This is a genomic window from Methylopila jiangsuensis (assembly GCF_027922305.1).
GTDB classification, from domain to species: Bacteria; Pseudomonadota; Alphaproteobacteria; order Rhizobiales; family Methylopilaceae; genus Methylopila; species Methylopila jiangsuensis.
Genome location: NZ_BSFK01000013.1, coordinates 118394 through 145091, shown reverse-complemented (window position 1 = coordinate 145091; position 26698 = coordinate 118394). Strand labels below are relative to the sequence as shown.

At 70.2% G+C, this 26698-nt stretch carries 24 protein-coding genes, 1 other RNA gene and 1 pseudogene; 15 read left to right on the top strand and 11 right to left on the bottom strand.

The window, feature by feature from the left end; all coding sequences use genetic code 11:
- Positions 1–262 precede the first annotated feature (262 nt).
- Together rpmF and mtgA are read right to left on the bottom strand one after the other, a co-directional pair.
- Positions 263–445 (bottom strand): 50S ribosomal protein L32, encoded by a 183-nt coding sequence (gene rpmF, locus PKE85_RS12710; RefSeq protein WP_020186752.1) that lies wholly within the window; start codon positions 443–445, stop codon positions 263–265.
- A 136-nt stretch (positions 446–581) separates the two neighbouring features.
- A complete protein-coding gene (mtgA, locus tag PKE85_RS12705; RefSeq protein WP_428981353.1) occupies positions 582–1292 on the bottom strand; it encodes a monofunctional biosynthetic peptidoglycan transglycosylase in 711 nt (236 codons plus the stop codon).
- A 144-nt stretch (positions 1293–1436) separates the two neighbouring features.
- On the opposite strand from mtgA, the gene PKE85_RS12700 reads away from it, so the two are divergent.
- Both PKE85_RS12700 and PKE85_RS12695 read left to right on the top strand, forming a co-directional pair.
- Positions 1437–2366, top strand: a complete 930-nt coding sequence (locus PKE85_RS12700; RefSeq protein ID WP_271205127.1) for a polyprenyl synthetase family protein — start codon at positions 1437–1439, stop codon at positions 2364–2366.
- A gap of 150 nt (positions 2367–2516) precedes the next feature.
- On the top strand, positions 2517–3569 hold the full coding sequence (locus PKE85_RS12695) for a siderophore-interacting protein (protein WP_271205126.1): 1053 nt from the start codon (positions 2517–2519) through the stop codon (positions 3567–3569).
- 15 nt (positions 3570–3584) lie between these two features.
- On the opposite strand, the gene PKE85_RS12690 is transcribed toward PKE85_RS12695, so the two are convergent.
- Both PKE85_RS12690 and PKE85_RS12685 read right to left on the bottom strand, forming a co-directional pair.
- Positions 3585–5393, bottom strand: coding sequence for an ABC transporter ATP-binding protein (locus tag PKE85_RS12690; protein WP_271205125.1), 1809 nt, complete (start codon positions 5391–5393; stop codon positions 3585–3587).
- 386 nt (positions 5394–5779) lie between these two features.
- Positions 5780–5962 (bottom strand): YdcH family protein, encoded by a 183-nt coding sequence (locus PKE85_RS12685; RefSeq protein ID WP_271205124.1) that lies wholly within the window; start codon positions 5960–5962, stop codon positions 5780–5782.
- 183 nt (positions 5963–6145) lie between these two features.
- On the opposite strand from PKE85_RS12685, the gene PKE85_RS12680 reads away from it, so the two are divergent.
- The 6 genes and pseudogenes from PKE85_RS12680 (at position 6146) to PKE85_RS12655 (ending at position 10508) form a co-directional block, all read left to right on the top strand.
- Positions 6146–6370, top strand: coding sequence for a YdcH family protein (locus PKE85_RS12680; RefSeq protein ID WP_271205123.1), 225 nt, complete (start codon positions 6146–6148; stop codon positions 6368–6370).
- A gap of 78 nt (positions 6371–6448) precedes the next feature.
- A complete protein-coding gene (locus tag PKE85_RS12675; protein ID WP_271205122.1) occupies positions 6449–7324 on the top strand; it encodes an FkbM family methyltransferase in 876 nt (291 codons plus the stop codon).
- Between the two features lie 114 nt (positions 7325–7438).
- Entirely contained in the window at positions 7439–7948 is a 510-nt protein-coding gene (gene purE, locus PKE85_RS12670) for a 5-(carboxyamino)imidazole ribonucleotide mutase (protein ID WP_271205121.1), read from the top strand.
- Positions 7949–7950: 2 nt separating this feature from the next.
- Positions 7951–9027, top strand: coding sequence for a 5-(carboxyamino)imidazole ribonucleotide synthase (locus tag PKE85_RS12665; protein ID WP_271205120.1), 1077 nt, complete (start codon positions 7951–7953; stop codon positions 9025–9027).
- Positions 9028–9208: 181 nt separating this feature from the next.
- A pseudogene (rpsU, locus tag PKE85_RS12660) lies at positions 9209–9427 on the top strand (30S ribosomal protein S21); the annotation flags it as partial.
- Positions 9428–9647: 220 nt separating this feature from the next.
- Entirely contained in the window at positions 9648–10508 is an 861-nt protein-coding gene (locus tag PKE85_RS12655) for a tetratricopeptide repeat protein (protein ID WP_271205119.1), read from the top strand.
- A 317-nt stretch (positions 10509–10825) separates the two neighbouring features.
- Here PKE85_RS12655 and PKE85_RS12650 read toward each other — a convergent pair whose 3' ends face one another.
- Both PKE85_RS12650 and PKE85_RS12645 read right to left on the bottom strand, forming a co-directional pair.
- Positions 10826–11602, bottom strand: a complete 777-nt coding sequence (locus PKE85_RS12650; RefSeq protein WP_428981352.1) for an RlmE family RNA methyltransferase — start codon at positions 11600–11602, stop codon at positions 10826–10828.
- On the bottom strand, positions 11599–12705 hold the full coding sequence (locus PKE85_RS12645) for a Ppx/GppA phosphatase family protein (RefSeq protein ID WP_271205118.1): 1107 nt from the start codon (positions 12703–12705) through the stop codon (positions 11599–11601). The genes PKE85_RS12650 and PKE85_RS12645 overlap by 4 nt, the downstream gene beginning before the upstream one ends.
- A gap of 162 nt (positions 12706–12867) precedes the next feature.
- On the opposite strand from PKE85_RS12645, the gene PKE85_RS12640 reads away from it, so the two are divergent.
- Positions 12868–14532 (top strand): L-lactate permease, encoded by a 1665-nt coding sequence (locus PKE85_RS12640; RefSeq protein WP_271205117.1) that lies wholly within the window; start codon positions 12868–12870, stop codon positions 14530–14532.
- Between the two features lie 90 nt (positions 14533–14622).
- Here the strand turns inward: PKE85_RS12640 and gdhA are convergent, their stop codons facing one another.
- From gdhA to PKE85_RS12625, 3 genes are all read right to left on the bottom strand, one after another.
- Positions 14623–15969, bottom strand: a complete 1347-nt coding sequence (gene gdhA / locus PKE85_RS12635; protein WP_271205116.1) for an NADP-specific glutamate dehydrogenase — start codon at positions 15967–15969, stop codon at positions 14623–14625.
- Complete coding sequence (gene rnk / locus PKE85_RS12630; RefSeq protein WP_271205115.1) at positions 15966–16397, bottom strand: nucleoside diphosphate kinase regulator; 432 nt, start codon at positions 16395–16397, stop codon at positions 15966–15968. The genes gdhA and rnk overlap by 4 nt, the downstream gene beginning before the upstream one ends.
- 363 nt (positions 16398–16760) lie before the next feature.
- Entirely contained in the window at positions 16761–17330 is a 570-nt protein-coding gene (locus PKE85_RS12625) for a superoxide dismutase family protein (RefSeq protein ID WP_271205114.1), read from the bottom strand.
- Between the two features lie 96 nt (positions 17331–17426).
- On the opposite strand from PKE85_RS12625, the gene PKE85_RS12620 reads away from it, so the two are divergent.
- A complete protein-coding gene (locus tag PKE85_RS12620) occupies positions 17427–18347 on the top strand; it encodes a UDP-3-O-acyl-N-acetylglucosamine deacetylase (RefSeq protein ID WP_271205113.1) in 921 nt (306 codons plus the stop codon).
- A gap of 8 nt (positions 18348–18355) precedes the next feature.
- Here the strand turns inward: PKE85_RS12620 and PKE85_RS12615 are convergent, their stop codons facing one another.
- Entirely contained in the window at positions 18356–19804 is a 1449-nt protein-coding gene (locus PKE85_RS12615; protein ID WP_271205112.1) for an MFS transporter, read from the bottom strand.
- A 279-nt stretch (positions 19805–20083) separates the two neighbouring features.
- On the opposite strand from PKE85_RS12615, the gene PKE85_RS12610 reads away from it, so the two are divergent.
- Positions 20084–21484 (top strand): ethanolamine ammonia-lyase subunit EutB, encoded by a 1401-nt coding sequence (locus tag PKE85_RS12610; RefSeq protein WP_271205111.1) that lies wholly within the window; start codon positions 20084–20086, stop codon positions 21482–21484.
- 11 nt (positions 21485–21495) lie between these two features.
- Positions 21496–22290, top strand: coding sequence for an ethanolamine ammonia-lyase subunit EutC (gene eutC / locus PKE85_RS12605; protein WP_271205110.1), 795 nt, complete (start codon positions 21496–21498; stop codon positions 22288–22290).
- 152 nt (positions 22291–22442) lie between these two features.
- On the opposite strand, the gene PKE85_RS12600 is transcribed toward eutC, so the two are convergent.
- Positions 22443–24113 carry a methyl-accepting chemotaxis protein gene (locus PKE85_RS12600; protein ID WP_271205109.1) on the bottom strand — a complete coding sequence of 557 codons (1671 nt, stop codon included), beginning with the start codon at positions 24111–24113 and terminating at the stop codon, positions 22443–22445.
- A 104-nt stretch (positions 24114–24217) separates the two neighbouring features.
- Between PKE85_RS12600 and ssrA the strand changes: the two genes are divergently transcribed.
- From ssrA to fumC, 3 genes are all read left to right on the top strand, one after another.
- Positions 24218–24573: a transfer-messenger RNA gene (gene ssrA, locus PKE85_RS12595) on the top strand.
- A gap of 99 nt (positions 24574–24672) precedes the next feature.
- Positions 24673–25191, top strand: coding sequence for an SspB family protein (locus tag PKE85_RS12590; RefSeq protein ID WP_271205108.1), 519 nt, complete (start codon positions 24673–24675; stop codon positions 25189–25191).
- Positions 25192–25292: 101 nt separating this feature from the next.
- Positions 25293–26684, top strand: a complete 1392-nt coding sequence (gene fumC / locus PKE85_RS12585) for a class II fumarate hydratase (protein WP_271205107.1) — start codon at positions 25293–25295, stop codon at positions 26682–26684.
- The last annotated feature ends 14 nt before the right edge of the window (positions 26685–26698 follow it).

Genomic DNA, 26698 nt, shown 5'->3' with positions numbered 1-26698 from the left:
CCCTGACGCCCCCGGAGCCAAGCGGCGCCGGGCCTCTCTCTTGTTGAGAACAAAAAGAGAATATCAGGGCATCCCCGCCCCATCAAGGATTAAATTCCTTAATGAGGACGCATGGGAAAGAACGGCGAGGAGCGATGCGCAAAAAGGGGGCGTGAACGACGACGGGCCGGCCCTCGAAAGGACCGGCCCGTCGTCGTTCGCGCCCTGATGGGACGCTGTATCTCTGTGGTGATCCGCGGCCGCCTCAGGCGACCTTAGCGGATCACGCCTCCTTCGGCGTCAGGATCTGGCGGCCGCGGTACATGCCGGTCTTCAGATCCACATGGTGCGGGCGGCGCAGCTCGCCGGAGTCCTTGTCCTCGACATAGGTCGGGGCCTTGAGCGCGTCGGCCGAACGGCGGTGGCCGCGCTTCATCGGGGAGGTCTTTCGCTTCGGAACGGCCATGTCAAAAACTCCGTCGGATCGGGCCGCAGCGCTCACGCGCGCGCAAAAGGATTTGGGAGAACGTCGCCGCCCTCCGTCAAGCGTGGGCTTATAGAGGCATCGACCCGAAAAATCCAGCGCAATTCGGTTCAGCGCGTCACGGCCCCAGACAGCCCGTCAAAACCGCGGCCCCGCGCATGCGCCGCAGGATCACGCCCGCATGGGCCGCCGCCCTCCGTCCGGGCTTGCGGGCGTCCCGGGTCACCGGATTCGGCAGCGCCGCCGCCATGATGGCCGACTCGCGCGCCGACAGCGCCCCGGCGCCCTTGCGGAAGGCCCGGCGCGCGCCCGCCTCGGCGCCGAACACGCCGTCCGGCCCCCATTCCGCGATGTTGAGATAGACCTCCATGATCCGCCGCTTGGACCAGACCAGTTCGATCCAGTGGGCGAGCGCGATCTCCAGCGGTTTGCGCAGATACGGCGCGCCCTGCCAGAGAAAGAGATTCTTCGCCACCTGCATGGTGATGGTGGAGGCGCCGCGCGACGGCCCCCCCTCCCCGCCCTGATCCAGCACCAGCCGGACCGCGCCCCAGTCCACGCCGTGGTGGCGGCAGAACTGCGCGTCCTCGGACACCACCACCGCGCGGGGCAGGTGCGGCGACATGCGGTCGAGCGGAACCCATGTGCGGCTGACAGGCTGCAGCGTCAGCCAGCGCCCGATCATCAAGGTGGAGGGCGGCGGGATCACGGCGTAGACGAGGGTCAGCGCCAGCGGCGCGGCGACCATCGCCGCAAGGACCCACAGCGCGAGACGCGCTAAGCCGAAACGGCCCGTGCGCGACGACGGCCCGCCGAAGGAAGACGACATGGGCGCGTCCGCTGTCTCGGTCACGGCCGGCACCTTAGCAGAGGCCGCGCGCAGGACGCCACGCGGGGCGGCTCCCGATGACGCCGACTTGACGGGCGCGACCGCCTCGGGCACGGCCAGAGGGCCCCGTCAGGAGACCCGAGCATGGACGCGCCCACCCTCGAAGCCCGGCTGTCGGCCGTGGCCGCCGCGGTCGAGACCGCGCTCGACGGCGTGCTTAGCGGCGAACCCGGCCCCGGCGAAATCGCCCGCCCGGCGCGCCTGCTGGACGCCATGCGCTACGCCATGCTCGGCGGCGGCAAGCGGCTTCGGCCGGCGCTCGCGGTGATGACCGGGGCGCTGCTGGCGGTCGATCCGGTGCGGTCGCTGCGCGCCGGCCTCGCGGTGGAGTGCGTGCACGGCTACAGCCTGATCCACGACGATCTGCCTTCCATGGACGACGACGCGCTGCGCCGCGGGCGGCCGACCCTGCACCGCGCCTATGACGAGGCCACCGCCATTCTCGCCGGCGATGCGCTGCTGACGCTCGCCTTCGACCTGCTGGCCGACCCCGCCACCCATCCGGACGCCGGCGTGCGCATCGCTCTGGTGACGGCTCTCGCGCGCGCCGCCGGTCTCGGCGGCATGGTGGGCGGACAGATGCTCGACCTCGCCGCGGAAGGCCGGTTCTCGGACGGCGTGGCGCACGCCCAGGACGAGACCGCGGTGCTGCGGATGCAGTCCATGAAGACCGGAGCTCTGATCGCGGCGCCCATCGCCATGGCGGCGGAGCTCGCCGGCGCCGCCGCTGACGAGCGCGCGGCGCTCAGCGCCTATGCGTCGGCGCTCGGCGCGGCGTTCCAGGTGGCGGACGACCTGCTCGACGCGGAAGGCTCGGAGGCCGCGGTCGGCAAGGCCACCGGCAAGGACGCCGAGGCCGGAAAGGCGACGCTGGTCGGCCTGCTGGGGCCGGAGGGCGCGCGGGCGCGGCTCGCGGCCCTCGTCGACGCCGCCGTGGAGGCGCTGACGCCATTCGGGCTGCGCGCGGCGGAGTTGCAGGCGACCGCGCGCTTCGTCGCCGAACGGAGCCGCTGACGGAAACGCGGCGTCGCGACGGCCTCAAGACATTGAAATCGTTATAATTACGATCTGCTCGGCCACCCTTGACGCCGGCCTGCCTTATGGCCGAAGCCACGAGGCGAGCGGCGGGCGTCGCCGCCCACGCATCGCCTCCGGAGAAGCGCCGTGAACAGACTGGTCGCCGAAGCCGAATTCGAACTGGCCGATCCCGTGGCCGTGCTCGACCCGCTGTGCGAACATCTGATCGAGCACGGCGCGGACGTGCGCCGCGAGTCCGACGCCTGGGACGTGACGCTGCCGATCGGCGTGGTCCGTCTGCGCCGCGCCGGCCGCGCGACGGTGGCGCGGATCGAGACCGACAGCCTCGAACACCTGTATCTCCTGAAGCTGAGCGCCGCGTCGCATCTCGAGGAGTTCGCCGAAGGCGAGAAGGTCGACATCGTCTGGCGCGGCGACGGCGCGGACGTCACCACCCCGCCGAACTACCGCCGCCTGACCGTGGCCTCCGCCGTGGAGATCACGCCCCATATGCGCCGGCTGACGCTGACGGGGCCGGACATCGGCCGCTTCATGACGGACCAGTCGTTCCACGTCCGTCTGGTGATCCCGCAGGCCGATGGACTGCCTACGCCGCGGGTGGGGCCGGACGGCAAGATCGCCTGGCCCGAGAACGAGCCGAAGCCGGCGCTGCGGGTCTACACCATCCGCCGCTACGACCGGGACGCCGGCACGATTGACGTGGACGCGGTGATCCACGCCGACCCCGGTCCGGGCGCGGCCTGGGCGGCGGCCGCGAAGGCCGGCGATCTGATCGGCATGGTGGGCCCTGGCGGCGGCGGCATGCCGCCCGAAAGCGACTGGCTCCTGTTCGCGGGCGACGAGACCGCCCTGCCCGCCATCGGCCGCATGCTGGAGACTCTGCCGGCCGACGCGCGCGGCGAAGCCCTGCTGGAGATCGAGGACGACGGCGAGCGCCAGACGCTGACGGCGCCGGCGGAGGTCTCGATCCGCTGGCTCAGCCGCGCCGCCGGCGCGCCGACGCTGGCGGAGGCCGTCCGCGCCGCGGCGATTCCCGAGAACGCGGCCAGCCCTTACGTCTGGGCCGCGTCCGAGTCCGCCGCGGCCCAGTCCATGCGCGAGCACCTGCGCGGCGAGCGGGGGCTGCCGAAGGACCGGCAGCACGTGGTGGCCTACTGGCGCAAGGGCCGCGCCGACTGAGGCGCGGCCTTCGCCTCACACCGCGATGACCTCCGCCTCGCGCGCCCCCTCGCCCGCCTGCCGCTCGAACAGGCGGCGATAGGCCCCGCCTTCGCGCGCCACCAGATCGTCGTGCGCGCCCTGCTCGATGATGCGGCCGCGGTCGAACACCAGGATGCGGTCCATAGCGCGCACGGTGGACAGGCGATGCGCCACCACGATGGTTGTGCGGCCCACCATCAGCCGCTCGATCGCCTGCTGGATCGCGGCCTCCGATTCCGAATCAAGGCTTGAGGTCGCCTCGTCCAGAATGAGGATGGGCGCATCCGCGAGGAAGGCGCGGGCGATGGCGACCCGCTGGCGTTCGCCGCCGGAGAGCTTCACGCCGCGCTCGCCCACCAGCGTGGCGTAGCCCTTCGGCAGCGCCACGATGAAGTCGTGGGCGTTGGCGAGCCGCGCCGCCCGCTCGATCTCCGCCATGGAGGCGTCTGGCCGGGCGTAGGAAATGTTCTCGGCCAGCGAGCGGTGAAACAGCGTCGGCTCCTGCGGCACGATGGCGATGTTCGCCCGCAAGCTCGCCTGCGCCGCCCCGCTCACGTCCTGCCCGTCGATGGCGACCCGGCCGCCGGTGGCGTCGTAGAGCCGCTGGACCAGCTTGATGAAGGTGGTCTTGCCGGAGCCCGAGCGTCCGACGAGTCCGACGCGCTCGCCCGCCGCGATGATCACCGACAGGTCGCGATAGAGCGGCGTGGCGTGGCCGGCGTAGTGGAACGTCACGGTCTCGAACGCGATCCGCCCCTCCGTCACCGCGAGCGGCCGCGCGTCCGGACGATCCTCGACGCCGATCGGCACGTCGTTCAGCTCCACCAGCTCCTGCAGGTCGTTCACCGCGCGCTGCAGGTCGGCGACATGCATGCCCACATCCCGGAGATAGCCGTGGATGACGGCGAACATGGTGAGCACGAAGGCGGTGTCGCCGGCGGTCGCCCGGCCTTCCCACCACAGCCACACCCCGACGCCGAGCGTCGCCGCGCGCAGCAGCATCAGCACCAGATTCTGGATGACGCCGTTCCAGGTCCCCCGTTTCCACATGCGGGTGGTGCGCCGGCTCCATTTGCCGAGCGTCCAGCCGAGCCGGCGATCCTCCCGCGTCTCGGCGCCGAAGGCCTTGACCACGGCGTTGCAGGTCACCGCGTCGGCCATGACGCCGCCGAGCCGCGTGTCCCAGGCGTTGGAGAGCTGCGCCGCGGGCGCGACCCAGAACAGCGAGATGCTCACGGTGAGCGCGATGTAAAGCGCCGAGCCTACGAAGGTGACGAGCCCCATGATCGGCCAGTGCGCGCCGAGCACGGCGGTCGCCCCCACCAGCACCAGCAGCGACGGCATCAGCGCGATCAGCGCCAGATCGTCGAACTGGTCGATGGCCCACATGCCGCGCGAGATCTTGCGCACGGTGGAGCCGGCGAAGCTGTTGGCGTGCCAGTCGGTGGACAGCCGCTGCACCCGCGCGAAGGCCTCCGCAGAGGCCTCGCGCATGATGATCTGCGTCATCGGGATCACGGTCATGAAGGCGACGCCGCGAAACAGGGCGATCGCCCCCGACAGCGCCACGATGACGGCGAAGGCCCAGAGCGCGGCGTCAAGGGCTGCGGCGCGCTCCGTGACGGCGAGCGCGTCGATCAGCCGGCCGGCGAACAGCGGAATGGCGAGGTCGGCCACGGTGGCGAGGGCGATCGCGCCCGCCACCGTCGCGACGCGGGCCGGCTGACGGGCCCAGTGCGACAGGACGAAGCGGACGACTTTCGCGAACGGCGCGTCGCGGAACGAAACGGAGCGGAAGGACATGTCGGTCTCCGGCCGCGCCGCGGCGGTCCGGCCCCAAAGAATGGTCAGAAAAGGCGCGACGGCGCAAAGCCGCAGTCCGCCGCGGGAGGCGGCGCGCGCATGGACATCAGGGAGATCACGGCTGTCGCGCGGCGGTCCGCGCGAAAAGCGGGCCTAGCGGCGCGCGGGACCGGAGGGCGTGGTCGCGACGGTCAGCGTCATGCGTGTCCCTCCATGTCTTTGGGGTGAGCCGGGAGATACGTAATTAAACGGATGACGCCGTCCAGGCAAGCGCGGGACCGCGCTTTCGCAGGCGTCGAGATCAAAAAGACACATTCAAAATAGAACGCCGCCGACCTTGAAGGCCGACGGCGCAAGATCGCCCTCAAAGAGGATCGGTCGTCCGATCAGTGCACGGTGTGGCCGGGCTTGGCCAGGCGCACGATCTCATCCTTGATTTGCAATTTCTTGCGCTTGAGCGACGTCAGCTTGACATCGTCGGTGTTGGCGTGCGCGAGCTCCAGCTCGATCTCACGCTCGATCGCTTTATGCTTCTTCTCCAGCTCCACAAGATGCGACTCGATGGACATGATGCACGTCTCCTCGTTCGTTCTTGACGTCATGAGCATGTCACGAGACGCACGCCCTGTCGAATGGTCTTGAGCGTCATTTTTGGATCACAGTGGCGCGAGTCGGGCCGCCCCTTGCCCGCGCGGCGGGCGGCGGCGATACTCCCCGCGCTTTGAGCTACGGGTGGCGTTGGACGGGCGGGCATGGCGATACAGGACAATGACGCGCGAACCGACGAACGGGAGGCGCAGGAAGAACTCGCCCGGCTGAAGGAAGAGCACCGCGACCTCGACACCGCGATCGAAGCGCTGGAGCGGGTGGGCGCCGGCGACCGGCTGCAGATCCAGCGGCTGAAGAAACGCAAGCTCGGCCTCAAGGACCGCATGTCCTACCTGGAAGACCAGCTCACCCCCGACATCATCGCCTGACCGAAGAACGCCGCCATTTACGCGCTCTTGCGCCGACGCCTACACTGCGGCGACGACGGGGGGCTTGAGGGGGCGTCCGTGAACTGGTTCGCGAGGCTGCGCGAGCGCTTCGGCGCGAGGATCCTCGCGACCGGACGGCTGAACGATACAGTGACGCTGCATGTGCTTTCGTCCGACAACCGAGGCCTCCGGCTGAAGGCCCGGATTGCGGAGGGCCGCGTCACGGACCCGACGGCGCGGCTGTGGCGACGGGCGCAGGCGACCCTGACCCCGGCGCTCAGCCTCGACGTGGGCGCCAACTACGGCGAGATATCGCTGCCCGCGCCTTACGCCCCGGACCAGCGCCTCATCCTGATCGAAGCCAATCCCGACCTCGTCCGGGCGCTTGAGGCCAGCGTCGCGACTCACGCGAGCGGCGACCGCATCACGATCGTGAGCTGCTTCGCCGGCGAGGAGCCGGGCGATGTGGATTTTCATGTGGACCTGAAATGGTCCGGCACCTCCTCCGCCTTCTTCCGCAGCCCCGACGCCGGCTACAAGGGCGCGGGGCGCCAGCGCCACCGCACGCTCCGCCTGCCCGTCCGGACCATCGACGACGTGGTCGGCGCCGCGGGCGCCGCCGGCGCGGAGCGCGTGCTGATGAAGCTCGACGTGGAGGGCGCGGAGCTCGCCGCCCTGCGGGGCGCGGAAGCCACCATCGTCGGCGCCGAGCTCTCCCTGCTGATCGTGGAGTGCAACGCGCGCGTGATCGCCCGCACGGGCGGGACGCTGGAGGACTGGCTGGCGGAGCTCGGACGCTATGGCGAGATCTTCCGCATCCGCCGCCGCAACCTCACGCCGCTCGACGCGGACGGCGCGGCGGAGCTTGGCTCCGGCAAGCACGATCTGGCGGTGATCCGGGACGCCTCGCCGGACGGCGCCCGTCTCGGGCGGATGCGCGCGCTGCGGTTCTGACGGCGCGCCTCGGCGCATGCGACCGAGGATGCAGTGCGCATCGGCTTGCGCCGGCGGGCCCCGGCGCCTATCGTTCGGCCTCTTTTTCAACCCCCGCTTGACGCAGGAGACACGATGGTCGCGGAACGCCGCGCCGAGCCGGCGCCCGTCGCCATCGTCATGGGCAGCCAGTCGGACTGGAGCACCATGACGCACGCCGCAGAGACGCTGACCAGGCTCGGCGTCGCCCATGAGGCGCGCATCGTCTCGGCCCACCGCACTCCGGACCGGCTGGTCGCCTTCGCCAAGGCGGCGCGGGACGACGGCTTCAAGGTGGTGATCGCCGGCGCCGGCGGCGCCGCCCACCTGCCGGGCATGGTGGCCGCCATGACGCCGCTGCCGGTGTTCGGCGTGCCGGTGCAGTCCCACGCCCTGTCCGGGCTCGACAGCCTGCTGTCCATCGTGCAGATGCCGGCCGGCGTGCCGGTGGGCACGCTCGCCATCGGCCGCGCCGGGGCGGTGAACGCGGCCCTGCTCGCGGCCTCGGTCCTGGCGCTGAACGACCCGGCGCTCGCCGAACGGCTCGACGCCTGGCGCGCGGCCCAGACCGATTCCGTGGCCGAGGCCCCTTCAGGAGACCTGTGACGATGACGACGCCCCTCGCCCCCGGCGCCACCATCGGCATTCTCGGCGGCGGCCAGCTCGGCCGCATGATCGCCCTCGCCGCGGCGCCGCTCGGCCTGCGCGCCCATGTCTACGCGCCGGACGCCGACAGCCCCGCCTTCGACGTGGCGGCGGAACGCACCCTCGCGGCCTATGACGACGAAGCGGCGCTGGCGCTGTTCGCCGAGCAGGTGGACGTGGTGACCTACGAGTTCGAGAACGTGCCGGCCGCGACCGCCCGGCTGATCTCCGCCCATCGCCCGCTGTTCCCGGACGCGCGCGCGCTGTCGGTGACGCAGGACCGGCTGACCGAAAAGGCGTTCGTGCGCGACCTTGGCCTGCCGACGCCGGCCTTCGCCCCGGTGGACGATCGCGCCAGCATGGCGGCGGCCGTGGGCGCCATCGGCCGCCCCTCGGTGCTGAAGACCCGCCGCTTCGGCTACGACGGCAAGGGGCAGGTTCTGGTGCGCGAAGGGCTCGGGCTCGATCAGGCGCTCGCCATGATGAACGGCCAGCCCGCGATTCTCGAAGCCTTCGTGCCGTTCCGGGCCGAGGTGTCGGTGGTGGCCGCCCGCGGCCGCGACGGCGCCTTCGCGGCCTATGACGTGGTGGAGAATCGCCACGAGAATCACATCCTGCGCTCGTCCCACGTTCCCGCCGCCATCAGGCCGGAGACGGCCGCCTCGGCGGTGGCCATCGCCCGCAAGATCGCCGACGCCTTCCAGTATGTGGGCGTGTTTGCGGTGGAAATGTTCCTGGTCGCCGGCCCCACCGGCGAGAAGGTGGTGGTCAACGAGATCGCGCCGCGGGTGCACAACTCCGGCCACTGGACCATCGAGGGCGCGGAGACGAGCCAGTTCGAGCAGCATGTGCGCGCCATCGCCGGCTGGCCCCTGGGCTCCACCCGGACCCGCGGCCAGGTGGAGATGACCAACCTGCTGGGCGCCGAGGCGAACCGCTGGCGCGAGCTGCTGGCGGAGCCCGGCGCCGCCGTCCACCTCTACGGCAAGGGCGAGCCCAAGCCGGGCCGCAAGATGGGCCACGTCACCCGCGTGCGCTGATCCCCACGGTCGGCGCAGGCCTTATCCGCCGGCCGCCCGTGGACAAGGGCCGCGCGCTCTGGTAAACGCTGCGCCACGATGGCGGCGCGCGCAGTCCAGCGGGCGACCACCTTTTTTATTTTTCAGCCGCCGCCTGATGGCGACGGTCCGCCCAGAGACAAACGCAAATCGAGGCGTTCACGTGCAGGTTCTCGTTCGCGACAACAATGTCGACCAGGCCCTCAAGGCTCTCAAGAAGAAGATGCAGCGCGAAGGCATCTTCCGCGAAATGAAGCTCCGGGGGCATTACGAGAAGCCGTCCGAGAAGAAGGCGCGCGAGAAGGCCGAGGCCGTCCGCCGCGCCCGCAAGCTGGCCCGCAAGCGCGCTCAGCGCGAGGGCCTGCTGCCCATGAAGAAGAAGTGATTCGCCGCTAAGGCGACGTTTCCTTCGCGGCGCGCCGAGCGCGCCGCGAGCGCAGGCTGATGCGAGGCGCCCGCAGGGACACACCGGCGGGCGTTTTTGCGTGTCGGGGCGCGGCGGACGGCTTCAAGCCGTTCCCACGGCGCCCTCACCGCAATCTCGCCGCAATCCGCCTGTGTCTGACAACCTTTCGGCTGGCGGCGGCAGGATGGTGGGACCCATGCGGAAATCGGTTGTGCAGACTCGCGTCTCGCTCGGAGCGCTCGCGGCGGTGGTCGCGCTGGCGCTCGCCGGCTGCGAGTCGGTCAACCCGTCCGCCGCCTCGCTGGAGCCCGAGGCCTACGCCGCGCGCCAGACCGACCTCGGCTCGCTGACCCAGGTGGTCGAGGCCAATCCGGGCGACGCCGAGGCGTGGAACATGCGCGGCTCGGCCTACGCCCGCCTCGGCCAGTACGACAAGGCGGTGGGCGACTTCAGCCAGGCGGTCCGCATCAACGCCGGCATGGCCAAGGCCTACGCCAACCGGGCGCTCGCCTACCGCTCCATGAACCGCACCGGCGAGGCGCTGGCGGACTACAACCGCGCCATCGAGGTCGACCCGTCCTACAGTCAGGCCTTCGTGGGCCGCGGCAACCTCTACCGCGGCTCCGGTCAGGTGGATCTGGCGCTCGCCGACTTCGACCGCGCCATCCAGCTCGACCGCAACAACGCGCAGGCCTGGCACAACCGCGGCCTGATCCATCAGGCGCAGGGGCGGCATGACGAGGCCATCGACGACTTCACCAAGTCGACCGCGATCGCCGTCACCGCGCCGGAGCCCTATGTGGGCCGGGGCATGAGCTATCTCGCCCAGAACGATCCGGAAGCGGCGCTGGACGACTTCGACACCGCCCGCACGCTGAACCCGAAATACATCGACGCCTGGATCGGCCGCGGCCTCGTGTTCGAGCGCAAGAACGACCTGATGAAGGCCCGCGCTTCCTTCGCCCAGGCCATGCAGATCAACCGCAACGACCCCCGCGCCAGCGACGGGTTCAAGCGGGTCGGCGGCAAGCCCGGCGCGGTCTACAGCGAAGGCTGACCGCCCCGCTCAACCGGGTCTCGGACATCTGCGTTTCGAGTGCGAAAACGTCTGGCGCGCCGAACGTCATGGATACCCGCGCGAAGGCGCGGGCATGACGTGGAGGGCGACGCGCCCAAGCCGTTACTGAGCAGGCTTGAAGCGTCAGCGTGAAGACCGCCTCAACCGTCATGCCCGAGCTTGTCTCGGGCGTCCACGACTTGAACTTCGACGTTTGCGTTGAAGGGAAGTCATGGATGCCCGCGCGAAGGCGCGGGCAGGACGGAAACTCAAGCCTTGCGTCCCCGCGACGCCGGACAGGCCCCGGGCGCCGCCCGTCAGTCCTCGTCCGGCCCGGCTTCGGTCTCCCGGCGGGTCTCGCCGCGGAAGCCGGTCGCCAGCACGTAGAGCTCCGACGAATCCTTGCGGCTCGCCGGCGGCTTGACGTGGATCACCTTGGCGAAGTCGCGCTTGAGCTGCGTCAGCAGCTCGCCCTCGGTGCCGCCCTGGAACACCTTGGCGAGGAACGCCCCGCCCGGCGCCAGCACCTCCGCCGCGAACAGCGCCGCCGCCTCCACCAGCGCGATGATGCGCAGATGATCCGTCTTGTGGTGGCCGATGGTGTTGGCCGCCATGTCGGACAGCACCAGATCGGCTTTGCCGCCGAGCTTGGCCTTCAGCAGGTCCGGCGCCTCGTCGGCGAGGAAGTCCAGCACCATGAAGTCGACGCCGGGGACCGGCTCCATCTCCAGGAGGTCGATGGCGACGATGCGTCCGCGGCCGTCCTCTGCGCCGATCTTCCTGGCGGCGATCTGGCTCCAGCCGCCGGGGGCGGCGCCCAGATCCACCACCTTCTGTCCCGGCTTCAACAGCCGGTGGCGGTCGTCGATCTCGATCAGCTTGAACGCCGCGCGGGAGCGGTAGCCCTCGCGCTTGGCGGCCTGCACGTAAGGATCGTTGAGCTGGCGCTCCAGCCACAGGGTCGAGGCGTGGCTGCGCTTGCGCGCGGTGTGCACCCGCACGCCCAGACTGCGGGCGCCGCGGCCGGACGAGCCCTTTGCCCCTCCCCCGCCGCCTTTGCCGGGCCCCTTGGACCCGCCGCCGCCTGCGCTCACGAGCGCCGCCCCCCGCGCCGGCGGGAGCCGCGGCCCCGCCGCCAGGCGCCGTCTTCGCGCATCATCTCCACCAGAATGCCCTCGCGCAGTCCCCGATCCGCGACCCTGAGCCGCGCCACGGGGAAGGCGCGCCGGATGGCCTCCAGAACAGCGCAGCCGGCCAGCACGAGATCCGCGCGGTCCGGCCCGATGCACGGGTTCTGGCAGCGCTGGTCGTAGGACATTTCCTTCAGCGACTCCACCACGCGGGTGACGTCGGTGGTGGCCATCCACTGCCCGTCCACCAGCCGGCGCTCGTAGCGCGGCAGGCCGAGATGCACGCCCGCGATGGTGGTGACGGTGCCCGAGGTGCCGAGCAGGTGCACGTCCGACAGCGAGGCCGCCAGCGTCTCCCGCTCGGGGAACGCCTCCAGCATCGCCTCCACCTCCCGCACCATGTCCTCGAACGACTGGGTGGTGACCTTGCGCCCGCCATAGCGCTCCGCCAGCGTCACCACGCCCACGGGGAGCGACACCCAGGCCCGCATGGCGAGCGCGCCGGGACCGCCGCCGCCCTTGCGCTCCAGCCACACCACCTCGGACGACCCGCCGCCGATGTCGAACAGGATGACGCCGCCGGCGGAGGGGTCCGCCAGCGAGGCGCAGCCGGCGGCCGCGAGCCGCGCCTCGGTGGCGCGGTCGATGACCTCGAGATCGAGCCCGGTCTCGTCCCGCACGCGGGCGAGGAAGTCGCCGCCGTTCTCCGCCTGCCGGCAGGCCTCGGTGGCGATCAGCCGGGCGCGGGTGACGCCCCGCGCCGCCATCTTGTCCCGGCACACCGCGAGCGCGGAGACCGCGCGCGTGATGGCGCCTTCGCCGAGCCGCCCGGTGTGGGCCAGCCCCTCGCCGAGGCGCACGATGCGGGAAAACGAATCCACCACCCGGAAGCCGCCGTCCCGGTCGGGCCGGGCCACCAGCAGGCGGCAGTTGTTGGTGCCGAGATCGAGCGCGGCGTAGACCGGAGGAGCCGGGCGCGGCGCCTCAGCGGGCGCGACGGCGCGCTCTTCGGCGCCGTCGGCCGGAGCAAGCGCGCGAGAGGTGGCCGGGCGTTCCGCGATGTCCATGACCCGACGAATGTAACAGCCGGACGCGCCCCCGCAAGAAGCGCGCCGCGTGTGATATCTTTCCGCCCCCTCCTTGTACCTCTCGGCGGCGTGAGGTCATCATCGGATCATCCGTGCAACAGCCGGCCGCCTCAGAGCCGGCGTCGGGAGGATGCAAGCGATATGATGTGGTCCCAGGTCTACGACCCGTTCGGCAACGCCGTCTTGTCCACACTGGTGGCGGCGATTCCCATCGTGGTGCTGCTCGCCGGAATCGGCGTGTTCCATATGAAGGCGCACACCGCCGCCATCGCCGGCCTCGTGGCCGCGCTGCTGATCGCGGTGCTCGCCCACGGAATGCCCGTGGACAAGGCCGGCATGACCGCGATCTACGGCGCGGCCTACGGCCTGCTGCCCATCGGCTGGATCATCCTCAACATCATCTTCCTGTACCAGCTCACCAACGAGAAGGGGTACTTCAAGATCCTGCAGGACTCGATCGCGGGAATCACCGGCGACCGGCGCCTGCAGCTTCTGCTGATCGCTTTCTCCTTCGGCGCCTTTTTCGAGGGCGCGGCCGGGTTCGGCACCCCGGTCGCGGTGACGGGCGCGATTCTCATCGGGCTGGGCTTCTCGCCGCTCGCGGCCTCCGGCCTGTCGCTGATCGCCAACACCGCCCCGGTCGCCTATGGCGCGCTCGGCACGCCGGTGATCGCGCTCGCCGCCGTCACCGGCCTGCCGCTGCTCGACCTCTCGGCGATGATCGGGAGGCAGTTGCCGTTCTTCTCCATTCTGGTGCCGTTCTGGCTGATCGCCGCCTTCGCCGGTTTCCGCGGCATGGCGCAGATCTGGCCGGCGATTCTGGTGGCGGGCGTCGCCTTCGCCGTGCCCCAGTTCCTCGTCTCCAATTACCACGGCCCCTGGCTGGTGGACGTGGTGGCGGCCATCGCCTCCATCGTCTGCCTGACGCTGTTCCTGCGGGTGTGGAGTCCGAAGCTCGCCTGGACCTCCGCCGACGGCTCCGCCCCCACCGGGGCCGCCGCGGCCGCGACGGAGCCCGCCTTCCAGCAGCACCCCACGGGGCTGGTGGTGCGGGCCTGGATCCCCTGGCTGATCCTGTCGGTGGTGGTGTTCTGCTGGGGTATCCCTCAGGTGAAGGCGGCCCTCGACGGCGTCTCCATGCTCGCCTTCGAGGTGCCGACCGTCCACAATCTGATCGAGCGCGTGCCGCCGGTGGTGGCCGCCGCCAAGGCCGAGGCCGCCGTCTACAAGCTGAACTGGCTGTCGGCCACGGGCTCGGGCATCTTCCTGTCGGCGGTGATCGCCGGCTTCGTCATGGGCTTTTCGCCGCTCGCCATGCTGAAGACCTACTGGCGCACGCTGGTGCTGGTGCGGTTCTCGCTGCTCACCATCGCCGCCATGCTGGCGCTCGGCTTCGTCACCCGCTACTCGGGCGTGGACGCCACGCTCGGCCTCGCCTTCGCCAAGACCGGCTGGCTCTACCCGTTCTTCGGGGCCATGCTCGGCTGGCTCGGCGTGGCGCTGACAGGCTCGGACACCTCGTCCAACGTGCTGTTCGGCTCGCTGCAGCGCATCTCCGCCGAGCAGCTCGGCCTGTCGCCGACGCTCATGGCCGCCGCCAACTCCTCCGGCGGCGTGATGGGCAAGATGATCGACGCCCAGTCCATCGTGGTCGCCTCCACCGCCACCCGCTGGTACGGCCACGAAGGCGACATCCTGCGCTACGTGTTCTTCCACTCGCTGGCGCTGGCCGCGCTGATGGGCCTGCTGGTGATGGCGCAGGCCTACATCCCGCCCTTCACCCACATGGTGATCGGCGCGCCCTGACCCCTGCGCGAAGGGGCGCGGCCGACGCCGCGCCCCTTTGTTTCCCAAGACCTGAGAGGCGGGAGCCGGATGGCCGGCCCCGCCTCTCCTTCAGATCACGCCAAGCGCGTTCATCGCCTCGGCCACGCGCACGAAGCCGGCGACGTTGGCCCCGAGCACGTAGTCGCCCGGGGCGCCATACTCTTCCGCCGTGCCGGCGCACTGGTCATGGATGTCGCTCATGATCCGGGCGAGCCGGCGCTCCGTCTGCTCGAAGGTCCAGCTGTCGCGGGAGGCGTTCTGCTGCATCTCCAGCGCCGAGGTGGCGACGCCGCCGGCGTTGGCGGCCTTGCCCGGCGCGAACAGCACGCCGGCCTCCTGGAACAGCCGCACCGCATCCGGCGTGGACGGCATGTTGGCGCCCTCGCCCACCGCGATGACGCCGTTCTTGATCAGCGTGCGGGCGTCCTTTCCGGTGAGTTCGTTCTGGGTCGCCGAGGGCATCGCCACGTCCGCCGGCGTGTCCCAGACGCAACCGCCGGGGATGTAGTGGCTGCCCGCGCCCTTCAGCCGCGCGTATTCCGAGATGCGCTCGCGGCGGACCTCCTTGATCTCCTTCACCAGGTCAAGATCGACGCCGCTCTCGTCGACGACGTAGCCGTTCGAGTCCGAGCAGGCGACGACCACGCCGCCGAACTGGATCACCTTCTCCATGGTGTAGATGGCGACGTTTCCTGAGCCGGAGACGATGACTTTCTTGCCCGCGAATCCGTCGCCGCGGGTCTCCAGCATGCGCTGGACGAAATAGGTGGCGCCGTAGCCCGTCGCCTCCCGACGGGCGCGCGAGCCGCCGTAGAACAGCGCCTTGCCCGTCAGCACGCCGGCCTCGTAGCGGTTGGTCAGCCGCTTGTATTGGCCGAACATGTAGCCGATCTCGCGGCCGCCCACGCCGATGTCGCCGGCGGGAACGTCGGTGTACTCCCCGATGTGCCGGTGCAGCTCCGTCATGAACGACTGGCAGAACCGCATGATCTCGCCGTCCGAGCAGCCGCGGGGATTGAAGTCGGACCCGCCCTTGCCGCCGCCGATGGGCATGCCCGTCAGCGCGTTCTTGAAGGTCTGCTCGAACCCAAGGAACTTGATGATGCCGGCGTTGACCGACGGGTGGAAGCGGATGCCGCCCTTGTAGGGCCCGAGCGCGGAGTTGAACTGAACCCGGAAGCCCCGGTTGATGCGCACCTGGCCGCGATCGTCCGTCCACGGCACGCGGAAGATGATCTGCCGCTCCGGCTCGCAGATGCGCTCGATCAGGGCGTTGTCGGCGTAGGACGGATGTTTGGCGACCACACGTCCCAGGCTTTCCAGAACCTCCCGCACGGCCTGATGGAACTCCACCTCGCCCGCGTTTCGCCGGATGACCTCGTCAAGTATAGGCTGAAGTTTCTCGTCGATTTTCATTTTCTTGAGCCTGAATTTACGAACGGCTCATCGCCATTCGTCACCGCGACAACGAGGAGCGTACGCTGCTTCCCCGACACATCCCGCCACGGCATGGTCTGGTTCGGGCGAAGCCCCAACAGCGCAATGCCCACAGGCGACAGAATGGAGACATCGCCCGCGTCGATGTTTGCGTTCGCGGGATAGACGAGCCGGATCGTTTTGCTTTCTCCGTCTTCGATCCTGTAGGTGACGCTCGAGCCGGGGCGCACGGCGTCAGCCGGAACCGCCGCGTCCTCGACGACCGCCGCGCGGATCAGTTCGTCGCTCAGGAAACGCGCGCTTTCCGGATGCGACCGCTCAAGCGTCTCCGAAAAATTGAGCAGGATGTCGTGATCCGTCCTCGACAGGACGATCCGCGGCTTGCGCGGAGATGCAGGCTTCGACACGTCAGTGGGCTCCTGGAGGCGATCGGACTCGTGGCCGACGCCCCGGCGCAGCGCAAAATGAAATGAATCAGCTTTGAAAGCAGGTCGCCGCGCGGAAGCGCGCGTTCATGGTTCAGAACAGACTAGCCGGGAACCATGCGTCGCAATGGGGATCCGCCGCGAAGGGCGCTCCTGAAAAGGGACTCGCAAACCTAGCGCTTCACATAGGTCGAGCGGACGACGTTCGTCAAATCGATACGACCATGCTTTGAAAAATCGCTCCGAAGGACGCGGCGCTGCGGCACAGGCGCGACGGCGAACGGCCTCTGTTCGCCCGAGCGTGAGAGACGGCGACGCGTCCTCGCGCCGCCGTCTCGTTTCATCTCACTTGATCGCGGCGCAGGCGATGCGGGCGCCGGCGTTGCCGATGGGCTGGGACATGTGGTCGTCCTTCTCGGCGTGGATGATCAGCGCCCCGCCGTCGGCGTCCTTGAGCTGGTCGAGCTTGATCAGGCCTGTGAACAGCGCCGCCTGCGCCGAGCCGTCCGAGAGCACGATCAGGTTCGGGAGGTCGCCGGGCTCCGGCCCGTTGGGGTTGAGCAGGCCGTGCTTGCCCTCGCCGTGGCCCGCATGGGAGCCGGCCTTCTTGTACTCGCCCACGTCCGAACAGTCGGCCTTCTCGTGCAGGTGCAGGCCGCGCTTGCCCGGCGGCAGCGAACCGCGCTCCACCACGATGTCGATCAGCACGCCATGGGGGGATGCGGCGAGCGCGACTTCGCCAATCTTCTTGCCCTCCTTTCCGACGATCTCGTAGGTCTCGGTCGGCGTCTGCGCCGTTTCAGCCTTGGCGGCCTCCTGGGCCACCAGCGTCTTGGCGGTGGGTTCGGCGAAGGCGGCGGGCGCGGCGAGGACGCCTGCGGCGATCAGGCCGGCGGCGGCGAAAGGAAGGTTCATGAGGCGTCTCCATGGTGGGCGCGGCCGGCGTCCGTCCGGTCCTGTCGCAGGGTCAATGGTCCGCCGGCCGCCTTTGTTCCCGCAGGAGGAGGTCGCATGCCCGTGATCGACCTGAGCCTCCCACGCGTCGAAGCGACGCTCGGCGGCGCGTTCGAGGCCTCAGGGATCGGGCTGCACACCGGCCGGGTGTCCCGCCTGAAAGCCTTGCCCGCGCCGGAAGGGCACGGGGTGCGCTTTGTCCGCGCCACGAAGCGTGGGCCGGCGGAGGTTCCGGCGCTGTGGCCGAACCGGCGCTCGCGGCCGCTCTGCACCGCGCTGCAGGTGGGCGACGGGCCTCTGGTGCGCACGGTGGAGCATCTGCTGGCGGCCCTGTCGGCGCTCGCCATCGACAACGCCCGCATCGAGCTCGACGGCGAGGAAGTGCCGATCCTCGACGGCAGCGCCGCGCCCTGGTGCGACCGCATCCTCGCCGTGGGCCGCGCGGAGCAGGCGGCGCCGCGGCGCTACCTGAAGGTGCGCAAGCGGGTCGCCTATGCGGAGAAGGCGCACCGGCTGCGGATCGACCCGGCCGAGCGGTTCGAGCTGGAGGTGGCGATCACCCTGTCCCATTTCGGCCAGCTCAAATGGATCGGCCGCCCGACGCCGGACGCGTTTCCGCGGGAGCTCGCGCCGTCGCGCAGCTTCGGCCGCCTGAAATGGGCGCTGCCGGCCAAGATCCTCGGCGTCTTCCTGCGCTTCGGCGAGCCGGTGCTGAGGGGCGCGAGCCCCGAGAACGTGGTGGCGCTTTACGGCGCCGGCGCGATCGGCGGCCTGCGCATGCCCGACGAGCCGGTGCGCCACCGGGCGCTCGATCTGGTGGGCGATCTGGCGCTCGCCGGTCATCCGCTGCTCGGCCGCGTGTTCGCCTCCCGGCCCGGCCACGACCCGAACTTCGGGCTGCTTTCGGCGCTGATGCGCGACCCGGAGGCGACCGAGCTGGCGACGGTCGGCGAGGACGGCGCGCTGCGCCGGGCCTGAGCGCGGCGTCAGTCCCGGTCGCGGGCGTCGGTCACCGGGTCGGGCGAGGGCAGGCGGTGGCCCGAGACCTCCATGCCGTCGGACGGCGTCAGCCGCGCGAACAGCAGGATGGCGGCCGCCGAGATCACGCCGATGGCCACGAAGGCGAGCGGGAAGTCGCCCGCGGTCAGCGTCTCGGCCCCGCTCCACGCCAGCTGCGCCTCCAGCAGGCTCGCGGCGACGGTGACGCCGAGCGCCAGCGACACCTGCTGCGCCACGCTGGCGAGGCTGGTGGCGCGGCTCATGTGGGCGCTGTCCACGTCGGCGTAGCCGAGCGCGTTGATGGCGGTGAACTGCAGCGAGCGGAAGAAGCCGCCGATCAGCAGGGCTGCGAGGATCAGGCTTGCCGGCGTCTCGGCCGAGAACCACGCCGGCAGCGTCATGAAGCCCGCGGCGAGCGCCGCGTTGCCCACCAGCACCGCGCGGAAGCCGAACAGCCGCAGGATGGGCTTGGCCGCGAACTTCATGGCGAGCGCGCCCAGCGCCGACGCAAAGGTGAGCATGCCGGACTGGAACGCGCTGAGGCCGAAGCCGACCTGGAACAGCAGCGGCAGCAGGAACGGCGCCGCCCCGACCCCGATCCGGAACAGCGAGCCGCCCAGAACCGAGACCCGGAAGGTGCGGCTGCGGAACAGGCCGAGGTCGAGGATCGGATGCGCCATCCGCCGCGCGTGGGCCACGTAGAATCCGAAGGCCGTCGCGCCGCCCGCCAGCAGGCCGACCGACCAGAGCTTCGGGATCATGTCGATGCCGAGCGTGGCGGAGCCCGCCACCAGCGCCGCGAGCCCGACCCCCGACAGCAGGAAGCCGAGGCCGTCGAACGGCGTGCGCTCCTCCGCCCGGACGTCGGGAATGTAGAGCGTGGCGAGCACGAGCCCGAGCGCCGCGATCGGCAGGTTGATCCAGAAGATCCAGCGCCAAGAGAACCAGGTGGTGATGAAGCCGCCCACCGGCGGGCCGAGCACCGGGCCGATCAGCGCCGGGATGGTGAGCCAGGCGAGCGAGCCCACCAGCTCCGACTTCGGCACCAGCCGCAGGATCACCAGTCGGCCGACCGGGGCCATCATAGCGCCGCCGATCCCCTGCACGATGCGGGCGGCGACGATCTCGCCCATGCTGGACGACAGCCCCGCCAGCAGGGAGCCGAAGGCGAACAGCACGATCGCGCCCCGGAACACCAGCCGCGCGCCCAGCCGGTCCGCCATCCAGCCGGAGACGGGGATGAACACCGCGAGGCTGAGCAGGTAGGAGGTGAGCGCGAGCTTCAGGTCGATGGGGCTGACGCCCATGTCCGCCGCGATCGCCGGCAGCGAGGTGGCGAGCACGGTGGAATCCAGATGCTCCATGAACAGCGCGCAGGCGACGATCAGCGGCACGAGAATGCGGCTGGGGACGGAGGCGGGCGCGCGGCTCGGCATGATGTCCTTTGGGCTGTGGGCGTGGGCTGCAAGGCAGGTAATGAGCGGGGGACCATTTATGCGCGCGGGGGCTTGGAGGCGAGAGGCGTTCCCGCACGGCCGCTCTGCCGGCTGGGCAAGGCGCGGCGGCGGAGACGCCGGCGACGCCCGCGCCCGTGGTTTTTCGCCGTTTTGCGTGGGAACGGATTGCGCGCCTCATCCAAAAGCCTAATCATTCACGAATGACGGCGCATCCGGCCGCGAGAGCCGGGACGCGGACGAACCAGCGGGAGAACGGCGGTGGGCGCCTATCGCAGCGACGTGGGCGGCGAACGTTATGTGTTCGCCGATCTGAAGGAGCTTCTGGCCAAGGCCTCGCCGCGCCGCTCCGGCGACGAGCTGGCCGGGCTTGCGGCCGAGACCGACGCCGAGCGGGTCGCGGCCCGCTACGCGCTGGCGGACCTGCCGCTGAAGACCTTCCTGTCCGAAGCGCTCGTGCCTTACGAGGAGGACGAGGTCACCCGTCTCATCGTCGACGGCCATGACGCGGAGGCGTTCGCGCCCGTCGCCCATCTCACCGTGGGCGGCTTCCGGGACTGGCTGCTGAGCCACGAGGCGGACGCCGCGGCGCTGGCGACGCTGTCGCCGGGCCTGACCCCCGAGATGGTGGCGGCCGTCTCCAAGCTGATGCGCAATCAGGACCTGATCGCGGTGGCGAAGAAGCGGCAGGTGGTCACCGCCTTCCGCACCACGCTGGGCCTCCCCGGCCGGCTCGGCTCGCGGCTGCAGCCGAACCACCCCACCGACGACCTGCGCGGCATCGCGGTGTCGGTGCTGGACGGCCTGCTCTACGGCGTCGGCGACGCGGTGATCGGCATCAACCCGGCCACCGACAACGTGCCCAACGCCATCGCGCTGATGGAGATGCTGGACGCGCTGCGCCAGTCCTACGACATCCCGGCTCAGACCTGCGTGCTGACCCATGTGACAAACGCCATCGAGATCATGAACCGCCGCGCGCCGGTGGACCTGGTGTTCCAGTCGGTGGCGGGCTCCGAGGCCGCGAACCGCGGCTTCGGCGTGGATCTCGCCGTGCTGAAGGAGGCGCATGAGGCGGCGCTGGCGCTGAAGCGCGGCACGGTCGGCCAGAACGTGATGTATTTCGAGACCGGACAGGGCGCCGCGCTCTCCGCCGACGCCCATCACGGCGTCGACCAGCAGACCATGGAGGCGCGGGCCTACGCGGTGGCGCGCGCTTACGATCCCATGATCGTCAACACCGTGGTCGGCTTCATCGGGCCGGAATATCTTTACGACGGCAAGCAGATCATCCGCGCGGGGCTGGAGGATCATTTCTGCGGCAAGCTGCTCGGCCTGCCGATGGGCTGCGACGTCTGCTACACCAACCACGCCGAGGCCGACCAGGACGACATGGACGGCCTGATGACGCTGCTCACCGTCGCCGGCGTCACCTTCCTGATCGCGGTGCCGGGCGCGGACGACGTGATGCTGAACTACCAGAGCCTGTCGTTCCACGACATGCTCTACCTGCGCTCCACGCTCGGCGTGAAGGCCGCGCCGGAGTTCGAGGCCTGGCTGGAGCGCATGGGCATGGTCGGCCCGGGCGGCCGCATCAACGAGCTCACGCTCTCCGATCCGCGCATGTCGCGGCTGCTCGACCAGACGCGCCGCGTCGCGTGAGGGAGCGCGCCATGACCGACGACGCCGAAAGCCCGGCCGCAGGCCCCAGGGTGGCCGATCTCTGGACCCCGTTGCGCGCCGCCACCAGCGCGAGGGTCGGCCTCGGCCGCAGCGGCGACACGCTGCCGCTCGGCGCGGTGCTGGAGTTCCAGCACGCCCACGCCAAGGCCCGCGACGCGGTGCACACGCCCCTCGACGCCGAGGCGCTGGTCGAGGGCCTGAAGCCGCTTGCCGTGATCGAGGTGGCGAGCCAGGCCGCGGACCGCTCCTGCTATCTGCGCCGCCCCGATCTCGGCCGCAGGCTCGACCCCGCCTCGAAGCCCGCGCTCGAAGCTGCGGGCGACGGCTTCGACATCGCGTTCGTGATCGCCGACGGCCTGTCCGCGACGGCCGTGCAGATGCACGGCGCCGCCATGGCCCATGCGGCGGCGGAGCGGCTGGCGGGCTTCGCCATCGCGCCGGTGGTGGTGGCGCGGCAGGGGCGGGTCGCGCTCGGCGACGAGATCGGCGAGGCGCTGGGCGCGAAGCTGTGCGTGATGCTGATCGGCGAGCGGCCGGGGCTTTCGGTGGCCGAGAGCCTCGGCGTCTACCTCACCTACGAGCCGCGCAAGGGCCGGCGCGACAGCGAGCGCAACTGCATCTCCAACATCCACGGCAAGGGCGGCCTCACTTACGCGCTCGCCGCCGACAAGCTGGCCTGGCTCGCCCGCGAGGCGCTGCGCCGGCAGGTGACGGGCGTGAAGCTGAAGGACGACATGGCGCTCGCCGCCCCGGACGCCGCCAGCCTGATCGAAGACGTGGGCTGAGGGGTCAGGGAGACGCGCGAACGGAACCCCGGCCTCGACGAGCGCCCGGCGCAAGGCCCGCCCGGCGCCGCCGGAGGGCTCGAACGCGAGCGCGATCAGCCCCTCGGCCTTCGGAAACGCGGGCCACCGCCCGCGCCTCGCCGGACCGGCTGTCAGGCGGCGCGGATGCCGGCGAGGAAGCGGTCGACCTCCTGCCCGAGCCGCGCGGACTGCCGGGCGAGGTCCGCCGCGGCCTGCTGCACCTGGGAGGCGCTGAGGCCGGCGTGATCGGCGGCCGAGCGCACCTGCCCCATGTCTTCGCTCACCCGCTGGGCGCCCTGAGCGGCCCCGGCGACGTTGCGGGCGATCTCCTGGGTGGCGGCCTGCTGCTCCTCCACCGCCGCCGCGACGCTGGTCGCGATGTGGCTGAGGTCGCCGATCGTGCCGCCGATGTCCTCGATGGAGCGCACCGTGTCCCGGGTCGCCGCCTGGATGGCGTTGATCTGGGCGGTGATCTCCTCCGTCGCCCGTCCGGTCTGGCCGGCGAGCTGCTTCACCTCGGAGGCGACGATGGCGAACCCGCGGCCGGCTTCGCCCGCGCGGGCGGCCTCGATGGTGGCGTTCAGCGCCAGCAGGTTGGTCTGTTCGGCGATGCCCTGAATGAGCGCCGCGAACTCGCCGATCTTGATGGAGCCGGCGGCGAGCTGCTGCACCCGGCCGCGCGCCTGCGCCACATGCTCCACGGCGTCGCTCGCGGCGTTGGAGGTGCGCGTCACCTGCGCGCCGATCTCGGCGGCGGTGGCGGCGAACTCTTCCGCCGAGGCCGCGACGGCATTGACGTTCGCCGCCGCGTCGCTCGCCACCGCCAGCACCGTCGAGGACTGGGCGTTGGTCTGCGCCGCATTGGCCGCGAGCGAGCGCGAGGTCGCCTCAAGCTCCTGCGCGGCCGCGGCGAGAGCCTGGATCAGTTCGCCGACGCTGTCCTGGAACGCGTCCGCCATCGTCTCCCGCTCCCGTCGTCGCGACAGGGACGCGGCCTTCTCGCTGTCGGCCTGCAGGGCGCGCAACTCGTCGCCCTCCCTCAGCGCCTTGGAGAGAACCTCGACGTCGGCGGTGATCTCGCCGATCTCGTCGTTGGTGCGCCGGCGGGCCGACAGGGCGTAGTCGCGCGCCGCGAGACGACGGATGTCGGCGGCGACCTCCTGCAGCGGTCGCGCGATCTGGCGCTGGGCGATCACCGCGGCGATGGCGAACGCCAGGATCGAGCCGCCGAAAGCGAGGATGAGCAGAAGGCGCAGCCGCTCGGCGTAGAGCGCCTCGGAGGCGAGGCGGCGCTCGTTCGCCTCCTGTGCGACGCCGGCGGTGACGTCCTCGATCTTTTTCTGCAGCTCCGCCCGGTTGCGGCGGTTGGCGTCGGTCGCGCCCTGCGCCGCAGCCGCCTGCGGCGAAACCTCCACCGCAAGCCGGGCCGTTTCGCGGCGGAAGCCGTCGAACGCAACGAGTTCGGCGGTCATGGCGTCGAAGATGGACCGCTTGTCCTCGGGTACGAGGGGACGCCATTTTTCGATGACGGACTTGATCTCGTCCAGACCGCTCAGCAGGGCCGGGGCGAACTTCTTCGCCTCCGCGACGTCGTCCGCGGCGTAGATGCCGCGCGACTCCATGACCACCGTGGTGATGAGCCGGTTCACATGCTCGCTGAAATAGACGCGGTCGGCCTCGCGGTTCAGCCCGCGCACGGTCTCGTCATAGGCCGACATGGTCGACAGGCCGACGCCGGCGACGGCGAACGACACCAGGCTGAGCCCCCCGACGAGGGCGATAATCTTTGTCCGAATGCGCACGACCGTCTCCTGCAGGCCTCAGGCCTCGCCACGTCCCGGAAACAGTGCCGTTCCCATGGTTGATGAACCTTGAAGCCTCGGAGCCGCGCACGAGATTTCGCCGCCCCCTTTCGGTCCGCGCGCGAACCGCCTATATTCGTCGTCGCCGGGGCGACCCGGCTATGGCGATAAACGTTTGCCGCAATAAACCCTTCGGACCCGGGGGCAGCACCCGGCGCCTCCACCGAAGCCCGTCCGAGCGGCGGGTTTCGGCGGGGGCGAAACAGGATCGACGGGGGCGTAAAGGGCGTGCTTTCGCTCGGCATGGTTCCGCCGTCATCGGGCCTTTTTATAGTTGCCAACGACAACTATGCTCCGGTTGCTCAGGCCGCGTGAGCGGTTTGAAAGACCAAATTAAAGTCCTAGAGGGTTAGCTCTTTTAGGCGGGGTTCGGAGGTACCTGGCAACAGAAACCTCCACTTCATTCCCTTGCCGGTCTGCGCGGCGTCCTGTCGCGAGCGTTGAAAATCCTGTCGCGCCGCAGTGTTCCTGCGGGCGAATCCGCTTTATGTAGTTCGCCATGACGACGACCGAGCCGCCCACCCCGCCCGCCGAAGACTTCATGCGCTACGACCTTCTGACGCAGAAGGCCTTACGCGGCGTCGTGCGGGACGTGCTGACGCGGGTCGCGCGCGAAGGCGCGCCGGGCGAGCACCACTTCTACATCTCCTTCCGCACCACCGACCCGGACGTGAAGCTGTCCACGCGCCTGCGCGAGCGCTATCCGGCCGAAATGACGATCGTGCTGCAGCACCAGTTCTGGGACCTGATCGTCTCCGACGTCGGGTTCGAGGTCGGGCTGTCCTTCGGCGGCGTGCCGGAGAAACTGGTGGTGCCGTTCGATTCGGTGACGGGCTTCTTCGATCCGTCGGTCCAGTTCGGCCTGAAGTTCGACAATCCCGACGAGATCGAGGCGGTCGAGGACGACGCCGAACCGGAGATCGCCGACGAGGCCCTCGCCACGGCGAACGCCGCCGACGAGGCGCCCTCCGAGGGCGGCGCCCAGGTGGTGAGCCTGGACAAGTTCCGCAAGAGATAAGCGCCTTTGGTCGGGGGCGACGCCCGTCGCGTGGCGGGCGGCATGCGCGCGTGCTAAGCAGCGCGCCGGATGGAAACCGCTTCCAAGCCGGAGAGCGCCCGATGACCACGACCCGCACCGAAACCGATTCCTTCGGCCCGCTCGAGGTGCCGTCCGACAGGTACTGGGGCGCGCAGACCCAGCGCTCGCTCCAGAACTTCAAGATCGGCGGCGAGACCATGCCCAAGCCGCTGATCCGCGCGCTCGGCGTGGTGAAGCGCTCGGCCGCGCTCGCCAACCGCGAGCTCGGCGTGCTCAAGCCCGAGCTCGCCGACGCCATCGCGAGCGCCGCGCAGGAGGTGATCGACGGCCGCTTCGACGACCACTTCCCGCTGGTGGTGTGGCAGACCGGGTCCGGCACCCAGTCCAACATGAACGCCAACGAGGTGATCTCGAACCGGGCGATCGAGCTGCTGGGCGGAGAACTAGGCTCCAAAAAGCCGGTTCATCCCAACGACCACGTCAACATGAGCCAGTCGTCGAACGACACGTTCCCGACCGCCATGCACATCGCCGCCGCCGAGCAGATCGTCCGCTCGCTGATCCCCGCGCTCGAACATCTGGAAGAGGCGCTCGACGCCAAGGCCAAGGCCTTCGCGCACATCATCAAGATCGGCCGCACCCACACCCAGGACGCCACCCCGCTGACGCTCGGCCAAGAGTTCTCCGGCTACGTGGCGCAGGTGCGGTTCGGCGTCGCCCGCGTGAAGGAGGGCCTGCAGCACCTCTATCCGCTGGCGCAGGGCGGCACCGCGGTCGGCACCGGCATCAACGCCAAGATCGGCTTCGCGGAAAAATTCGCGGAGAAGGCCGCGGAGATCACCGGCCTGCCCTTCGTCACCGCGCCGAACAAGTTCGAGGCGCTGGCCTCCCACGACGCCTATGTCTACGCCCATGGCGCGCTGAACGCCGTCGCCGCCGGCCTGTTCAAGATCGCGAACGACATCCGCTTCCTCGGCTCCGGCCCGCGCTCGGGGCTCGGCGAGCTGATGCTGCCGGAGAACGAACCCGGCTCGTCCATCATGCCGGGCAAGGTCAACCCGACCCAGTGCGAGGCTCTGACCATGGTCTGCGCCCAGGTGTTCGGCAACAACGCGGCGGTGACCTTCTCCGGCAGCCAGGGCCATTTCGAGCTGAACGTGTTCAAGCCGGTGCTGGCCTACAACATGCTGCAGTCGATCCGCCTGCTGGCGGACGCCAGCGTCAGCTTCGCCGACAACTGCGTCGCCGGCATCGAGGCGGACGAGAAGCGCATCGCCGACCTGATGGGCCGCTCGCTGATGCTGGTGACGGCGCTCGCGCCGACCATCGGCTACGACAACGCCACCAAGGTCGCCAAGACCGCGCACAAGAACGGCACCACGCTGAAGGAGGAGGCCGTGCGCCTCGGCTTCGTCACCGCGGAGGAGTTCGACGCCGCAGTGCGCCCCGAGACCATGATACGCCCGAGCTGACGCCTCCCGCGGAC

Coding starts and splice junctions, on each gene's coding strand:
- PKE85_RS12640 (WP_271205117.1), top strand. CDS start 12,868: ATGATGTGGTCCCAGGTCTACGACCCGTTCGGCAACGCCGTCTTGTCC.
- PKE85_RS12700 (WP_271205127.1), top strand. CDS start 1,437: ATGGACGCGCCCACCCTCGAAGCCCGGCTGTCGGCCGTGGCCGCCGCG.
- purE (WP_271205121.1), top strand. CDS start 7,439: ATGGTCGCGGAACGCCGCGCCGAGCCGGCGCCCGTCGCCATCGTCATG.
- PKE85_RS12655 (WP_271205119.1), top strand. CDS start 9,648: ATGCGGAAATCGGTTGTGCAGACTCGCGTCTCGCTCGGAGCGCTCGCG.
- PKE85_RS12645 (WP_271205118.1), bottom strand. CDS start 12,705: ATGGACATCGCGGAACGCCCGGCCACCTCTCGCGCGCTTGCTCCGGCC.
- PKE85_RS12590 (WP_271205108.1), top strand. CDS start 24,673: ATGACGACGACCGAGCCGCCCACCCCGCCCGCCGAAGACTTCATGCGC.
- gdhA (WP_271205116.1), bottom strand. CDS start 15,969: ATGAAAATCGACGAGAAACTTCAGCCTATACTTGACGAGGTCATCCGG.
- eutC (WP_271205110.1), top strand. CDS start 21,496: ATGACCGACGACGCCGAAAGCCCGGCCGCAGGCCCCAGGGTGGCCGAT.
- PKE85_RS12615 (WP_271205112.1), bottom strand. CDS start 19,804: ATGCCGAGCCGCGCGCCCGCCTCCGTCCCCAGCCGCATTCTCGTGCCG.
- PKE85_RS12625 (WP_271205114.1), bottom strand. CDS start 17,330: ATGAACCTTCCTTTCGCCGCCGCCGGCCTGATCGCCGCAGGCGTCCTC.
- PKE85_RS12690 (WP_271205125.1), bottom strand. CDS start 5,393: ATGTCCTTCCGCTCCGTTTCGTTCCGCGACGCGCCGTTCGCGAAAGTC.
- fumC (WP_271205107.1), top strand. CDS start 25,293: ATGACCACGACCCGCACCGAAACCGATTCCTTCGGCCCGCTCGAGGTG.
- PKE85_RS12685 (WP_271205124.1), bottom strand. CDS start 5,962: ATGTCCATCGAGTCGCATCTTGTGGAGCTGGAGAAGAAGCATAAAGCG.
- PKE85_RS12680 (WP_271205123.1), top strand. CDS start 6,146: ATGGCGATACAGGACAATGACGCGCGAACCGACGAACGGGAGGCGCAG.
- PKE85_RS12665 (WP_271205120.1), top strand. CDS start 7,951: ATGACGACGCCCCTCGCCCCCGGCGCCACCATCGGCATTCTCGGCGGC.
- mtgA (WP_428981353.1), bottom strand. CDS start 1,292: ATGTCGTCTTCCTTCGGCGGGCCGTCGTCGCGCACGGGCCGTTTCGGC.
- PKE85_RS12620 (WP_271205113.1), top strand. CDS start 17,427: ATGCCCGTGATCGACCTGAGCCTCCCACGCGTCGAAGCGACGCTCGGC.
- rpmF (WP_020186752.1), bottom strand. CDS start 445: ATGGCCGTTCCGAAGCGAAAGACCTCCCCGATGAAGCGCGGCCACCGC.